The 14,114-nt window shown below is 64.6% G+C and carries 13 protein-coding genes; 4 read left to right on the top strand and 9 right to left on the bottom strand.

Features of this window, described 5'->3' with window-relative positions; genetic code table 11:
* The first annotated feature begins 2 nt into the window (after positions 1-2).
* Genes JWJ88_RS09930 through pdeM form a run of 4 tightly spaced genes read left to right on the top strand, consistent with a single transcriptional unit; the run spans position 3 to position 5,618 of the window.
* Positions 3-992 carry a ligase-associated DNA damage response exonuclease gene (locus JWJ88_RS09930; protein ID WP_205293911.1) on the top strand — a complete coding sequence of 330 codons (990 nt, stop codon included), beginning with the start codon at positions 3-5 and terminating at the stop codon, positions 990-992.
* Complete coding sequence (locus JWJ88_RS09925) at positions 989-2,533, top strand: cisplatin damage response ATP-dependent DNA ligase (protein WP_205293910.1); 1,545 nt, start codon at positions 989-991, stop codon at positions 2,531-2,533. Before JWJ88_RS09930 ends, JWJ88_RS09925 begins: the two co-directional genes overlap by 4 nt.
* Positions 2,530-4,965 carry a ligase-associated DNA damage response DEXH box helicase gene (locus tag JWJ88_RS09920; protein ID WP_205293909.1) on the top strand — a complete coding sequence of 812 codons (2,436 nt, stop codon included), beginning with the start codon at positions 2,530-2,532 and terminating at the stop codon, positions 4,963-4,965. The genes JWJ88_RS09925 and JWJ88_RS09920 overlap by 4 nt, the downstream gene beginning before the upstream one ends.
* Positions 4,962-5,618, top strand: a complete 657-nt coding sequence (gene pdeM / locus JWJ88_RS09915) for a ligase-associated DNA damage response endonuclease PdeM (RefSeq protein WP_205293908.1) — start codon at positions 4,962-4,964, stop codon at positions 5,616-5,618. Before JWJ88_RS09920 ends, pdeM begins: the two co-directional genes overlap by 4 nt.
* A 62-nt stretch (positions 5,619-5,680) precedes the next feature.
* Here the strand turns inward: pdeM and JWJ88_RS09910 are convergent, their stop codons facing one another.
* The 9 genes from JWJ88_RS09910 to JWJ88_RS09870 all read right to left on the bottom strand — a co-directional run bounded on the left by JWJ88_RS09910 (position 5,681) and on the right by JWJ88_RS09870 (position 14,114).
* The gene (locus JWJ88_RS09910; protein WP_240200154.1) at positions 5,681-6,391 is read right to left on the bottom strand and encodes an outer membrane protein; all 711 of its coding nucleotides are present in this window, start codon (positions 6,389-6,391) and stop codon (positions 5,681-5,683) included.
* Positions 6,392-6,607: 216 nt separating this feature from the next.
* On the bottom strand, positions 6,608-9,046 hold the full coding sequence (gyrB, locus tag JWJ88_RS09905; RefSeq protein ID WP_205293906.1) for a DNA topoisomerase (ATP-hydrolyzing) subunit B: 2,439 nt from the start codon (positions 9,044-9,046) through the stop codon (positions 6,608-6,610).
* 194 nt (positions 9,047-9,240) lie between these two features.
* Entirely contained in the window at positions 9,241-9,576 is a 336-nt protein-coding gene (locus tag JWJ88_RS09900) for a DUF1491 family protein (protein ID WP_205293905.1), read from the bottom strand.
* Positions 9,569-10,480, bottom strand: coding sequence for a GTPase Era (era, locus tag JWJ88_RS09895; RefSeq protein WP_205293904.1), 912 nt, complete (start codon positions 10,478-10,480; stop codon positions 9,569-9,571). The genes JWJ88_RS09900 and era overlap by 8 nt, the downstream gene beginning before the upstream one ends.
* Entirely contained in the window at positions 10,477-11,166 is a 690-nt protein-coding gene (gene rnc / locus JWJ88_RS09890) for a ribonuclease III (RefSeq protein WP_205293903.1), read from the bottom strand. Before rnc ends, era begins: the two co-directional genes overlap by 4 nt.
* A 43-nt stretch (positions 11,167-11,209) precedes the next feature.
* Positions 11,210-12,001 carry a signal peptidase I gene (gene lepB, locus JWJ88_RS09885; RefSeq protein WP_205293902.1) on the bottom strand — a complete coding sequence of 264 codons (792 nt, stop codon included), beginning with the start codon at positions 11,999-12,001 and terminating at the stop codon, positions 11,210-11,212.
* Positions 12,002-12,060: 59 nt separating this feature from the next.
* Positions 12,061-12,480, bottom strand: a complete 420-nt coding sequence (acpS, locus tag JWJ88_RS09880) for a holo-ACP synthase (RefSeq protein ID WP_205293901.1) — start codon at positions 12,478-12,480, stop codon at positions 12,061-12,063.
* A gap of 48 nt (positions 12,481-12,528) precedes the next feature.
* Positions 12,529-13,263, bottom strand: coding sequence for a pyridoxine 5'-phosphate synthase (locus tag JWJ88_RS09875; protein ID WP_205293900.1), 735 nt, complete (start codon positions 13,261-13,263; stop codon positions 12,529-12,531).
* 29 nt (positions 13,264-13,292) lie between these two features.
* On the bottom strand, positions 13,293-14,114 hold the full coding sequence (locus JWJ88_RS09870; RefSeq protein ID WP_205293899.1) for a 4-(cytidine 5'-diphospho)-2-C-methyl-D-erythritol kinase: 822 nt from the start codon (positions 14,112-14,114) through the stop codon (positions 13,293-13,295).

Here is a 14,114-nt window from a genome sequence, read left to right as displayed (position 1 = left end):
TGATGTGCGCCGATTCAATCCTGCAACCGACCAAGGCCGGCCTGTATTGCCCCGAAGGCAGGTTTTACATCGATCCGCTGCGTCCGGTTGAACGCGCGCTGATCACGCATGGCCATTCCGACCATGCCCGCTTTGGCCATGGTGCGGTCATGGCCACCGCCGATACGTTGCAGATCATGCGCCTGCGCATGGGTGACGGTTTCGCAGGTTCGACCCAGATAGCCGAGGGCGAGGCGCGGATCGGCGGCGTTACCGTCGGCTTTCACCCGGCAGGGCATGTGCTGGGATCAAGCCAGATCGCTGTCAGCGCCGGGGGACGCAGGATCGTCGTCTCGGGCGATTATGCGCGCCAGCCCAACCCGACCTGCGCGCCGTTCGAACCCGTGCCTTGCGACGTCTTCGTGACCGAAGCGACCTTTGGCTTGCCGGTCTTTCGCTTTCCCGACCCCGCCACGCAGGTGGGCAAGCTGATCGCCAGCATGCAGGAATTCCCCGACCGTCCGCATCTGATCGGCGCCTATGCTCTGGGCAAGGCGCAGCATGTCATCGCGTTGATGCGCGAGGCCGGCTATGACGCGCCTATCGCGATTCATGGCGCGCTAAAGACCCTGTGTGATTTCTACGCCTCTTGCGGCGTCGAGCTGGGCGAACTGGTTCCCGCCACCGCGGATGAGGTGGTGGCGCAACTGGTGATCGCGCCGCCTTCGGCCTTTGCCAGCCCTTGGGTGCAGCGGTTCCGCGACCCGGTGATCGGCTTTGCCTCGGGCTGGATGGCGGTGCGCGCGCGTGCCCGTCAGCGGGGCGTCGAACTGCCTCTGATCCTCAGCGACCATGTCGATTGGCCGGCGCTGACCGGCACGCTGGCCGAACTGGCGCCGTCCGAGGTGTGGGTCACCCATGGCGCCGAGGATGGCGTGATCCGCTGGTGCGAGCTTGCGCAGATTCCCGCCCGCCCGCTGCGGCTGGTCGGTTACGAGGACGAGGCGGAATGAAAGCCTTTGCCGCCCTGCTGGAACGGCTGGCCTTTACGCCTGCTCGCAACGCCAAGTTACAGCTTTTGCAGCACTATCTGGAACGCACCCCCGACCCGGATCGCGGCTGGGCACTGGCCGCGCTGACCGGCGATCTGGAGCTGCACCTGGTCACGCCTTCGCTGTTGCGCGGTCTGGCGGCCGAGCGGGTGGACGACCAGCTTCTGGCGTTGAGCTATGATTTCGTCGGCGATCTGGCCGAAACCATTGCGCTGATCTGGCCCGAGGGGGCGCAGGATGATCCTTCTCTGTCGCAGGCGGTGGAGCTGTTGCGGACGACCGGCAAGGCGGCGCTGCCGGGTGCCATTGCCGCGATGCTCGACCGGCTGGGTCCGTCCGAGCGGCTGGCCTTTCTGAAGCTCGCCACCGGAAATCTGCGCGTGGGCGTTTCGGCCCGCATGGCGCGGATGGCTTTGGCCGGTATGGGTGCCCCCGCAGTTTCCGAGATCGAGGAAATCTGGCATGGGCTGACCCCGCCCTATGCGCCGCTTTTCGGCTGGCTTGGTGGCGGGGCGCGGCCGGACAGCGCGGCGCTGGCGCCATTCCGTCCGGTGATGCTGTCCACCGCGACCAATCTGGATGAATTGCGCGCGCAGGACCCACGTGATTATTTCGCCGAATGGAAATGGGACGGTATCCGCGTGCAGGCGGTCAGCGACGGTGGGCTGCGGCGGCTTTATTCCCGCACCGGCGAGGATATTTCGCACGCCTTCCCGGATGTGATCGAGGCGATGGATTTCGACGGCGCCGCCGATGGTGAGTTGATCGTGCGGCGCGAGGGCGAGGTCGCACCCTTTGGAGATCTGCAAAAGCGGCTGAATCGCAAGACGGTCGGCAAAGGGCTGCTTTCCAGCCATCCTGCGGGGCTGCGGCTTTACGATCTGTTGCTATGGGATGGCCGCGACCTGCGCCCCGAACCGCTGGAGACCCGCCGCGCTGTGCTGGAATCACTTGATCTGGGCACGCGCATCGATATCTCGCCGCTGCTGGATTTTGCCTCGTGGGAGGATCTGGCCGCGCTGCGTGCCGACCCGCCGGCAGCGGTGATCGAGGGGGTGATGATCAAGCGCCGCGATTCCCCCTATCTCGCGGGGCGTCCTCGGGGGCCGTGGTTCAAATGGAAGCGTGAACCGATGGTGGTGGATGCCGTGCTGATCTATGCGCAGCGCGGCCATGGCAAACGCTCGGGCTTTCATTCAGATTTCACCTTTGGCCTATGGGACGGGGATGAGTTGGTGCCGGTCGGCAAAGCCTACTTCGGCTTTACCGACGCCGAATTGCGCGAGCTGGACCGTTTTGTGCGGCAAAACACCACCGAGCGTTACGGTCCTGTCCGTGCCCTTGCGCCGAAACTGGTGGTCGAGGTCGCCTTCGAGGGGCTGAACCGTTCGACCCGGCACCGCTCGGGCGTGGCGATGCGCTTTCCCCGCATCAGCCGCATCCGTTGGGACAAGCCTGCGGCCGAGGCCGATCACCTTGCCACGCTTGAGGCGATGCTGTGATCCTGCCACCCGAGTTTCTCGACTGGTTCGCGCGGCGGGGGTGGCAGCCGCATCCGCACCAGCTTGCCCTGCTGGCGGCGGAGGGCGACACCCTGTTGGTCGCACCCACTGGCGGGGGCAAGACGCTGGCGGGGTTTTTGCCCTCGTTGGTGGAACTGGCGCAGGTGGCGTGGTCGCAAGATGGGTATTTGAACAACGAAGAAGGTGCAAAGGTTGGATTGCATACGCTTTACGTCTCGCCGCTGAAGGCGCTGACGGCGGACATTGGCCGCAACCTGGCGCGGCCGGTGGCCGAATTGGGGTTGGGCATCCGGGTCGAGGACCGGACGGGCGATACCGGGCAGAGCCAGCGCCGCCGCCAGCGCGTCGATCCGCCTGAAATCCTGCTGACCACGCCCGAAAGTCTTGCGCTGATGCTCAGCTATCCCGAGGCACCAAAGATTTTTGGCGGTCTGCGTCGGGTGGTGTTGGACGAACTGCACGCGCTGGCCGAAAGCAAGCGTGGGGACCAGTTGATGCTGGGGCTGGCCCGGCTGCGTGCGCTTGCACCCGATTTACAGGTGACGGGACTGTCGGCCACGGTCGAGGACCCGCAAGCACTGGCGGGATTCATGGCGGGCGCGCAACCGGTCACGGTGGTTCAGGCCGATCCCGGTCCCGACCCCGACATCGGCATGCTGGCGACCGCGCGGCCGGCGCCTTGGTCGGGGGGCGGTGGCCATTACGCCATCCCCGAGGTTTTGGAGGCCGTGAAAGGTGCCCGCACCACCATAATCTTTATCAACACCCGCGCGCAGGCCGAGCTGTTCTTTCAGGCGCTTTGGGCCGGGAATGAAGAAAACCTGCCCATCGGCCTGCACCACGGTAGCCTTGCGCGCGAACAGCGGGCGAGGACCGAGGCGGCGATGGCTGCGGGCGAGTTGCGCGCCGTGGTGGCGACCGGCAGTCTGGATCTGGGCATCGACTGGGGCGCGGTCGATCTGGTGATCCAGGTTGGTGCGCCCAAGAACGTCAAGCGGCTGGTGCAGCGCATCGGCCGGGCGAACCACCGCTATAACGCCCCGTCGAAGGCGCGGATCGTGCCTGCGAACCGCTTTGAGCAGGTCGAATGCGTGGCCGCGTTGGAGGCCGTGCGCGAACGCGATCTGGACGGCGATCCGCGCGGGCCGGGGCCGCTGGATGTGCTTTGCCAGCATATTCTGCTGACCGCCTGTGCCGGCCCCTTCGATGCCGATGTGCTTTATGCCGAGGTGGTCACCGCCGGCCCTTATCGCAGCCTGACCCGGGCTGATTTCGACGCTTGTCTCGATTTTGCAGCGACTGGGGGCTATGCCTTGCGTGCCTATGACCGCTGGCAGCGGTTGATGTTGCGAAACGGGCTTTGGCAGTTGCGCGATCCCCGCGCGGCAAGGTTGCTGCGGATGAATGTCGGCACCATCGTCGAGGCCGAGATGATGAAGGTCCGGCTGCGCGGTCGCGGCGGCGCGCCCTTGGGGGAGGTCGAAGAGGCTTTTGCGGCCAGTCTTACCCCCGGCGACAGTTTCCTGATCGGGGGCCGGGTGGTGCGCATGGATGCGATGCGCGAAATGGTGATCGAGGTGACGCCAGACCCGACGCAGCGGCCGAAAATCGCAGTCTATTCGGGCGTAAAGCTTGCCATGTCCACGCAGCTTTCCCATCGGGTGCTGGCATTGATTGGTGACCCCGCGCGACACCACGCCTTGCCCAGCGACACCCGTGACTGGCTGGCATTGCAGGCGCAGGTCTCGTGCCTGCCCGAACCGGGGCTGCTGCTTTCGGAAACCTTTCCCCATGCCGGGCTGTGGCATTTTGCACTATACGGTTTCGCAGGCCGCAATGCCTTGCAGACACTGGGCCTGTTGCTGACGCGCGAGATGGAGGATGAGGGGCTGGGCCCCTTGGGGTTTCTTTCCACCGATTACGCGCTGCTTATCTGGTCGCTGGATGCGGTGGAGGATCCCGCATCGCTGTTGGACCGGGCGCGGCTTCGGGCCGGGCTTGGCGACTGGCTGGGTGGGAATGCGGTGATGAAGCGCACCTTCCGCAATGTCGCCACTGTCGCCGGGCTGATCCAGCGCAACCTGCCGGGGCAACGCAAAAGCGGACGGCAGGCGACTTTTTCCAGCGATATCCTGTACGATACTTTGCGCAAATATGACCCGAACCACCTGATGCTGCGCATTACCGCGCAAGAGGCCGGGCGGGGGCTTGTCGATTTCGGCCGGATCGAAGAGATGTTGGACCGCTCGCCCCGACGCGAGCATCGCATGCTCGACCGCGTCTCGCCCATGGCCGCGCCACTGTTGCTGGAGATCGGCCGGGTGCCGATCCGTGGCGAGGGACGCGAGCGGCTGGCGCAGATCGAGGCCGAAGCATTGATGCGCGAGGCCGGGCTGGAAGGGATCGCATGAGCGGATATCTATTCGATTTCCATGGTTTGCGCTTTGAGGCGCGGGCCTCGGGTGCGCTGTGGTGGCCTGAGGGAAGGTGGCTGATCGTGGCCGACCTGCATCTGGGAAAATCCGAGCGCATGGCCCGGCGCGGCGGCCCCTTGCTGCCCCCCTATGAAGGGCTGGCCACGTTGGAACGGCTGGCAGCCGAAGTTGCGGTGCTGGAGCCCGGTGTCGTGGTCAGTCTTGGTGACGGCTTCGACGATCTGGCGGCAGTCGAGGCGCTGGATCTGCCGGTGCGCGGTGCCCTGCAGCGGCTGGCGCGGGGGCGGGACTGGATCTGGATCGGCGGCAATCACGATCCCGGCGTGCCTGCGGGTCTGCCGGGGCGGGCGGCGGACAGTCTTGCACTGGGTCACATCGTTTTGCGTCACGAGGCGGGGCGGGGGCCGGATATCTCGGGTCACTTCCACCCGGCCCTGCGGCTGGCCGGGGAACGGCGCCGGGCCTTTCTGGTCGGATGGGACCATCTGCTGCTGCCGGCTTTCGGAGCCTATACCGGTGGGCTTATGCATGACGACCCCGCGTTGCTGGCACTGGTGCCGCAGGGGCTGGCGATCGCCTGCGGCGCCCGCGCCATCGCCCTGCCGTTGGGCCGGTTCCGCCGGTCATAAAGGTGAAAAAGGTCGCCCGCGGGCGACCTTTCCGTCTGCAGAGCCGGATCAGCCGGCGTGGATCAGAACTTGAAGTTCAGACCCAGCTTGATGTTGTGATAGTCCGGCGTGGCGCGGGTTTCAAACGTTCCGTCCGTCACGGTCTCTTTGCCGAAGTTCGCATATTCATATTCGCCGGTAACCGACATACGCTCGCTGAGCTTCTTTTCGGCACCCAGACCGACAATATAGCCAGTCTTGGAATAGTCGTCCCGAATGTCGGCGCCGTTGCCCGTCACCGAATAATCCACCTTGGCTCGTGCAGCACCGACGATACCGTAAAGAAGAACGTCGTTGTCCAGCGCGTAACCAACCTTCGCTCGCAGGGCCAGCACGTTCTTGATCTTCGATTCCGCGTCATAGCCAGCGGTCGAGAAGCTGTCTTTGATGTTGCCGCCCTCGAAACCAAGTTCGGGACCGAACACCCAGCGATCACTTTGCCAGCGATAGCCAAGACGTATGCCGGCGTTCGCGCCGCTGAGTTCCAGTTTGTCGATATCACTGTCAACCATGCCGGCATTGTCTGAAATACCGACGCGATCATCACCGCCGAAGGCATAGCCCAATGTCAGGCCGGCATAACCGCCTGTCCAATCGCTGACGGGTGCGCTGTCGACGATGGGTGCCACTACGCTCGGCTCAACGACTGTGGGCGTGTAGCCGCCTGCGTTGGCGGACAAAGCCGTCCCCAAGGTCAGCGAGATCGCGACCGCAGTAGCGAGGGGGGCTTTCATACAAGCAGCGCACATCTTCAAAACTCCTATCCGTAGCGATGCCGGTCGGGTTCAATACCCCGAGCATTCTGGCTGACTGCTAGTCCTGCGGCCAGCTGATCGCAAGAAGAGCCGTACGGTCACACCGTATTCGCCCCGTGATCCGCGACATGATAGTAACAATATGGCCGAAAGCGTATCAAAACCGGCATCTCTCCTGCGCAAAATTGACGCAGTTCAGGTGTCCAGATTTTCCACGCTCAGGGCATTTTGCTGGATGAAGTCGCGCCGGGGTTCGACCACATCGCCCATCAGTTTGGTAAAGATGTCGTCCGCCTCGCTGAGGTCTTCGATTCGCACCTGCAACATGGTCCGTGCCGCCGGGTCCAGTGTGGTTTCCCAAAGCTGCTCGGGGTTCATTTCGCCCAGACCCTTGTAGCGTTGCAGCGACAGGCCCTTTTCGCCTTCCAGGAAAATGGCTTGCAGCAGGGTCATGGGGCCGTGAATCGGAGTGTCGCGATCCTTGCGCACCAGATGAGCGGTCTGGCCATAGATTTCGCGCAGCGATTCGGTCATGGCGCCCAGGCGCCGGCTTTCGGCGCTACGCAGCATTGGCCCATCCAGGGTGCGGCTTTCCTCGACCCCGCGCAACAGGCGGGTCAGGCGGATGCCGGCATCCTGGGTCGGGCGGCCTGACCAGCCGCGCTCGTATTCCTCGGCGATCATGTCCAGACGCTGGGCCACGGCATCCGCCACGCCCTGCGCGTCGGCATCGATCCGGCCCTGCATCAGCGCGCCGGCAATGGCGGCCTGCTCGGTGATATGGGGCGGGTAATGGGTTGGATAGGCGCGCAGGATGCGACGCACGACGCGCGCATCTTCGACCACGCGGGCAAGATCGGCCCCGGTCAGGGTTTCGCCATTGCCAAGCCGCAGGCTGGCGCCGTCGATGCCCTGTTCGATCAGGTAATCCTCCAGTGCGGCCTCGTCTTTCAGATAGACCTCGGACCGGCCGCGGCTGACTTTGTAAAGCGGCGGCTGGGCGATATACAGGTGCCCCGCTTCGATCAACTCCGGCATCTGCCGGAAGAAGAAAGTCAGAAGAAGCGTGCGGATGTGCGCGCCGTCCACGTCGGCATCGGTCATGATGACGATCTTGTGGTAGCGCAGCTTGCCCAGGTTGAATTCGTCGCGCCCGATGCCGGTGCCAAGCGCGGTGATCAGTGTGCCGATCTGGTCGCTGGACAGCATCCGGTCGAACCGCGCCCGTTCCACGTTCAGGATCTTGCCGCGCAGGGGCAGAACCGCCTGGTTCTGGCGCGAGCGGCCCTGCTTGGCCGAACCGCCGGCCGAGTCCCCCTCGACGATGAACAGCTCCGACAGCGCCGGGTCCTTTTCCTGGCAATCGGCCAGCTTGCCCGGCAGCGATGCCACGTCCATGGCGGTCTTGCGACGGGTCAGTTCGCGCGCCTTGCGCGCAGCTTCGCGGGCCAGTGCGGCCTCGACGATCTTGCCGAGGATGGATTTCGCCTCGGTCGGGTTTTCCTCGAACCATTCCGCCAGCTTTTCGCCGACCAGCCCCTCGACTGCCGGACGCACCTCGGACGAGACCAGCTTGTCCTTGGTCTGGCTGGAGAATTTCGGATCGGGTACTTTCACCGACAGCACGCAGGTCAAACCTTCGCGGGCGTCGTCGCCGGTGAAATCGACCTTTTCCCTGCGGGCCTGACTGTTGGTCTGGGCGTAATTGTTGATGACGCGGGTCAGCGCGCCGCGAAAGCCGGCCAGATGCGTGCCGCCGTCGCGTTGCGGGATGTTGTTGGTAAAGGGCAGGACGGTTTCATGGTAGCTGTCGTTCCACCACATCGCCACTTCGACGCTGATGCCGTTGCGCTCGCCCTGAATAAAGATCGGCTCGGGCAGGACTGGCGTTTTCGAGCGGTCGATGAACTTGACGAATTCCCGCACGCCGCCGTCATAGTAAAGCTCGGTCCGCAGCGGTTCGGCGTGGCGTTCGTCCTCAAGGATGATGCGCACGCCAGAGTTCAGGAAGGCCAGTTCCCGCAGCCGGTTTTCCAGAATCTTGAAGACGAAATCGCGGTTCGAAAAAGTCCCGTCGGGCCGTTCTTCTTTCGATGAGGCCAGAAAGCGCACCTCGGTGCCCTTTTCGCCCGGCTCGGCATCGCCGACCACGCGCAGATGCTCGACCGTGTCGCCGTTTTCGAACCGGACGTAATGTTCCTTGCCGCCCCGCCAGATGCGGAGCTCCAGCCAGTCCGACAGCGCATTGACGACCGAGACGCCGACACCGTGCAAGCCGCCCGAAACCTTGTAGCTGTTCTGGTCGAATTTCCCGCCCGCGTGCAACTGGGTCATGATGACCTCGGCCGCGCTCACACCTTCGGACGGGTGCATGTCCACAGGAATTCCACGACCGTTGTCGCGCACCGAAACGCTGGAATCGGCATGGATTTTGACGTGGACGAAATCGGCATGACCCGCCAGCGCCTCATCAATGCCGTTATCCACGACCTCGTAGACCATGTGGTGCAGACCCGAGCCATCATCGGTATCGCCGATATACATACCGGGACGCTTGCGCACCGCTTCCAGGCCCTTGAGAACCTTGATGGAATCGGCGCCGTAATCGGAGGTCTGGGGGGCGGGTTCGTTCATTGTCTTCTTATCCTGCCTTGGACCCGCATCTTATAGTGTGTGCCGCACCGATTGTCACGGGAAAGCCACAAGATTTAGGGCCATGCTCTGCCTGTCGGCCGATAACACACCGGCGCTGTCGCGCGCCGGCAGTTTCCGCTGCAAGACAAGGCTTCTTCGTTGCCCAAATACCCATGCCGACCTTGCCTCTGGGCTCATGCCAGCCCCGGTTCGTCCAGCAGCGTGCGGGCACTGCGGCTTTCGATCTCGATCACCCACAGATCGGGGTCGCGGGCGGCGTTTCGCGCGATCTCGGCGTCGATTTCGCGCTCCTCGGCCTCGTTCAACTGCATCCAGATCCGCTGGTCGGTTTCGAAGTTCCATTCCCGGATCCACAGGCTGGCGCGCCCGTCCAGCGTGGCGCATTTCACCATGACCGCACCGGCGGTATCGTCGCCATGACGGGTGACATAGGCCGGGATGTCGGCCAGCGACAGCCGGCGCAGGTAGGCTGCGACCCAGATGCCGGCAGCCAGCCGTGCCTCAGGCATCGCCGTCGCGGAAATCGAGGCCCATTTCGTTATACCGTTCGGCTTCGTCCAGCCAGTTTTCGCGCACCTTCACCTGCAGGAACAGATGGACGGGGCGGCCCATGAACTCGGCCAGCTCTGCGCGGGCCGCTTGGCCGACAGCCTTGATCGTTTCGCCGCCTTTGCCCAGAACGATGCCCTTGTGTCCGGGGCGGGCGACATAGACCAGTTGGTCCACCCGGACCGAACCGTCCTTGCGTTCCTCCCACGCTTCGGTCTCGACCGTCAGCTGATAGGGGATTTCCTCGTGCAGCCGCAGGGTCAGCTTTTCGCGGGTGATCTCGGCGGCGATCATGCGCATGGGCAGGTCGGCGACCTGATCCTCGGGGTAAAGCCAGGGTCCTTCGGGCACTTCCTGCGCCAGCCAGGACAGCAGGTCGTCGCAGCCATAACCCTTTTCGGCCGAGATCATGAAGGTGCGGGTGAATTCAAAGGCTGCGTTGACCTTTTGCGACAGGGCCAGCAGCACCTCGGATTTCACCCGGTCGATCTTGTTGATGATCAGCGCGACCGGAGTATTGCCGGAATGTTCGCGCAACTGGTCGATGATCGCCTGCGCGCCGTCGGTCAGGCCGCGATGCGCCTCGATCAGCAAAAGGATTACATCCGCATCCGCCGCCCCGCCCCATGCGGCCTTGACCATCGAGCGGTCCAGCCGCCGGCGCGGACGAAAGATGCCGGGCGTATCCACAAAGACGATCTGTGATGCGTCCTTCATGGCGATGCCGCGAATGCGGGCGCGGGTGGTCTGCACCTTATGCGTCACGATCGAGATCTTGGCCCCGACCATGCGGTTCAGCAAGGTGGATTTCCCGGCGTTCGGCTCGCCGATCAGGGCGACGAAGCCTGCGCGTGTCTGGGTCATGTTTTGCCTTCGATCTGTTCCAGCATTGCCGAGGCGGCCGCCTGTTCGATGCTGCGTTTGGTTCCTCTGCCGCTGGCTGCGGCTTCGCGGCCGTTGTCCAGCCGCACGGTGATTTCGAATTCCGGCGCATGATCGGGTCCCGAACGCGCGGTCTGGATATAGCGCGGCGGGCTCATGCCCTGCGCCTGTGCCCATTCCTGCAATGCCGTCTTGGCATCGCGGGCATCGGTTTCGACGTTGGCCAGCCGATCCGCCCAAAGGGCCAGGATGACCGCGCGCGCCGCCTCGAAGCCTGCGTCAAGATAGACGGCGGCGATCACTGCCTCCATCGCGTCCGCCAACAGTGCCTCTTTGCGGCGCCCGCCCGACATCATCTCGGACCGGCCGAGCTTCAGCACTTCGCCCAGCCCGATTTCGCGGGCGACGGCGGCGCAGGTTTCGCCCTTGACCAGCGTGTTGTAGCGCGGCGCAAGTTGCCCCTCGGTAGCACCGCGGTCGGCCGAGAACAGCGCCTCGGCAATGGTCAGGCCCAGGACGCGGTCGCCCAGGAACTCCAGTCGCTGGTTGTCGGGCCGCGTCGTGCTGGCGATCGAGCCGTGGGTCAGGGCGCGGCGCAACAGTTCGGGCTGCGAGAATTCATACCCCAGCCGATCCGAGAATGCGCGCAGGTCTGCGGAAATCTTCATGTACCGATCCTGCCACGGCAGGGGGTGCCGCGGCAATTCATCCCTAGTTCACGGCCTTGAAGAAACGATCCGCCCGCCAGGTCCAGAAATAGAGCAGCGATTTGCCGGCCGACGAGAACATGATGCGATCGGCACGCCCGATCAGGTATTCCGCAGGCACCATGCCGACGCCGCCCACAGCCGCGGGCCAACGCGAGTCGCCCGAATTGTCGCGGTTGTCGCCGAGGAAGAAAAAGTTGCCCTCGGGCACGGTGAATTCGGCGGTGTTGTCGCCCGGGCCGTTGTCAAAGATGTTCAGCACGTCATGCGCCACGCCGTTCGGCAGCGTTTCGGTATAGCGGTCCTTTTCGCAAAGCCCGCCCTGCGGCACCGGCTCATTGCGGCATTTCGGCAGGGTTTGCTGCGGTCCCTGCGGTGCATAGGGTTCGGTAAAGGTGCCGGCGGGCTGCTGCGGCACCTCTTGCCCGTTGATCCAGAGCACGCCGTTCTTCATCTGGACGCGGTCGCCGGGCAGGCCGATCACCCGCTTGATGAAATCGTCGCCCCGCGTCGGGTGGCGAAAGACCACCACATCGCCGCGCTCGGGGTCCGAGCCCAGGATGCGACCTTGGATCGGGCACATCGAGAAGGGACAGGACACCTGCGAATAGCCATAGGCCATCTTGTTCACGAACAGGAAGTCGCCGATCAGCAGCGTGTCCTTCATGCTGCCGGAAGGAATCCAGAACGGCTGGAAAAACAGGGTGCGGAACACGCCTGCGATCACCAACGCCCAGAAAATGGTCTTGACGGTTTCCCAGATGCCCCCATCCTTGCGGGCTTCGCTTTTGGCCATTTATGCCATTCCCTTCATCGGCAAGTCCGCGCGTTCATGGGGTGCGGCGGGCGGCAAAGTCAAGTCGTGCCGGCCCACGCGTCGTCGGCAAGCGCTTCGATCACCACGAAGGCCTGCGCCCAGGGGTGGTCGTCGGTCAGCGTCACATACACCCGGGCGCTGTGTCCGGGCGGCGTCATTTCGGCCAGTCGCTGCGCCGCCCAGCCGGTCAGTTCCATGGTTGGCTGGCCGGTGCGCAGGTTTTTGACCGCCATGTCGCGCCATGCGATTCCCATGGCGAGGCCGGTTCCCAGCGCCTTGGAGCAGGCCTCTTTCGCGGCCCAGCGTTTGGCCAGCGTCGCGGCCTCGTGCCGGCGGCGGGCCGCCAGCGCCAGTTCGGTCTCGGTGAAGACGCGGCGGCGAAAGCGGTCGCCGTGGCGGGCAAGCACGCCCGCGATCCGGTCGATGTTGCAAAGATCCGAGCCTATGCCGAGAATCATGCGCCTGATTGGTCCTGTCGTTATATGGGTATTTGGACAACGAAGAAGTCAGCCGGGCGCCACATCCATCCGGCTGCGCATTTCGCGGATTGCGGGGCCGAGGCCGAGAAAGACCGATTCGGCGATCAGGAAGTGGCCGATGTTCAGTTCGCGCAGTTCGGGGATGGCGGCGATGGGACCCACCGTGTCGAAGGTCAGGCCGTGGCCGGCATGAACCTCGAGCCCCAGAAGATGCGCCTGTGCGGCGGCCTTGCGCAGCGCTTCGAGTTCCAGGTCGCGTTCGGCCGGGCGGCCCTCGGTATCGAAGTCGCAATAGGCGCCGGTGTGCAGTTCGACCACCGCCGCGCCGATACGTGCGGCGGCCTCGATCTGCCGGGCCTCATGGCCGATGAACAGCGAGACGCGGCAGCCCGCGTTGCGCAGGGGCGCGATGAAATCTGCGAGGAAGGCTTCGTTGCCGGCCACGTCCAGCCCGCCCTCAGTCGTGCGTTCTTCGCGCTTTTCGGGGACGATGCAGACGGCATGCGGACGGTGGCGCAGGGCAATGGCCTGCATTTCCGGTGTTGCGGCCATTTCCAGGTTCAGCGGCAAATGCAGTTCGGCCATCAGACGGTCGATGTCGTGGTCCGAGATATGGCGGCGATCTTCGCGCAGATGGGCGGTGATGCCGTCGGCGCCTGCCTCTTCGGCCAGTTTCGCCGCGCGCAACGGGTCGGGCCAGGGCGTGCCGCGGGCGTTGCGGATGGTGGCGACGTGATCGATGTTGACGCCGAGGCGCAGCATGGTTTCCCCCTTTTGGATTTGGCGGCAGGTTAGAGCTTTGCGGGCGCAAGTCCAGATGCAGCCACCCACCAGCCGGGTGCTGCGCTGGCGATGCGGTCGCGGGCGGCCTTGGCCCTGTCCGCGTCGGTGAACAGCCCGAAGCAGGTCGCACCCGAGCCCGACATACGGGTCAGCGTGGCACCTGCCGCGCGGATCGCGGCAAGGCAGTCGGCGATTTCAGGCATCAGGCGGATGGCCGGCGCCTCGAGATCGTTGCGGCATTCTTGCAGAAAGCCGATCAGCGCGTGGGTGTCGGGAAAACCGGGCAGGCGGTCAGGCATGGGCGGGTTGTCGCGCCGTTCCAAAGCGTTGAATACATCCGGCGTCGGCAGGCTGTGGCCGGGATTGACCAGCAGCACGTGCAGTTCGGGCAGGGGCGGCAGCGGCGCCAGAATCTCTCCCAGACCTTGCATCCGCACCGGGTGGCTGGCCAGACAGGCGGGGACATCGGCGCCCAGCGTCTCCAGCCGGTCGGGCTGGGCGTCGAGCGCACGCAGCACGGCGGCCGCATCGGCCGAGCCGCCGCCGATGCCCGAAGCCACCGGCAGGTTCTTTTCCAGCGTGATCCGCACATCGCGTTCCGCCAGCCGGGCGGCTCGCAGGCAGAGATTGTTCGGTTCGGCCGCCAACCCTTGGGCGAAAGGGCCCGTCAGGCTAAGCGACAAGGGGCCCGGGGTCACGGTCACGACGTCGCCAAGTTCCAGAAACACCACCAGCGAATCGAGAAGGTGATAGCCGTCGGGGCGGCGGCCGGTCACGTGCAGGGTCAGGTTCAGCTTGGCGGGCGCGGCTTCGCGCCGTGGCAGGGGCAT

This window comes from Paracoccus methylovorus (assembly GCF_016919705.1).
Lineage (GTDB): Bacteria > Pseudomonadota > Alphaproteobacteria > Rhodobacterales > Rhodobacteraceae > Paracoccus > Paracoccus methylovorus.
This window is presented reverse-complemented; position numbering and strand designations above follow the sequence as displayed.

Coding starts and splice junctions, on each gene's coding strand:
- era (WP_205293904.1), bottom strand. CDS start 10,480: ATGACCCAGACACGCGCAGGCTTCGTCGCCCTGATCGGCGAGCCGAAC.
- rnc (WP_205293903.1), bottom strand. CDS start 11,166: ATGAAGATTTCCGCAGACCTGCGCGCATTCTCGGATCGGCTGGGGTAT.
- JWJ88_RS09900 (WP_205293905.1), bottom strand. CDS start 9,576: ATGCCTGAGGCACGGCTGGCTGCCGGCATCTGGGTCGCAGCCTACCTG.
- JWJ88_RS09875 (WP_205293900.1), bottom strand. CDS start 13,263: ATGCTGCGCCTCGGCGTCAACATCGATCACGTCGCCACCATCCGCAAC.
- JWJ88_RS09870 (WP_205293899.1), bottom strand. CDS start 14,114: ATGCCCCTGCCACGGCGCGAAGCCGCGCCCGCCAAGCTGAACCTGACC.
- acpS (WP_205293901.1), bottom strand. CDS start 12,480: ATGATTCTCGGCATAGGCTCGGATCTTTGCAACATCGACCGGATCGCG.
- pdeM (WP_205293908.1), top strand. CDS start 4,962: ATGAGCGGATATCTATTCGATTTCCATGGTTTGCGCTTTGAGGCGCGG.
- JWJ88_RS09930 (WP_205293911.1), top strand. CDS start 3: ATGTGCGCCGATTCAATCCTGCAACCGACCAAGGCCGGCCTGTATTGC.
- lepB (WP_205293902.1), bottom strand. CDS start 12,001: ATGGCCAAAAGCGAAGCCCGCAAGGATGGGGGCATCTGGGAAACCGTC.
- gyrB (WP_205293906.1), bottom strand. CDS start 9,046: ATGAACGAACCCGCCCCCCAGACCTCCGATTACGGCGCCGATTCCATC.
- JWJ88_RS09925 (WP_205293910.1), top strand. CDS start 989: ATGAAAGCCTTTGCCGCCCTGCTGGAACGGCTGGCCTTTACGCCTGCT.
- JWJ88_RS09910 (WP_240200154.1), bottom strand. CDS start 6,391: ATGAAAGCCCCCCTCGCTACTGCGGTCGCGATCTCGCTGACCTTGGGG.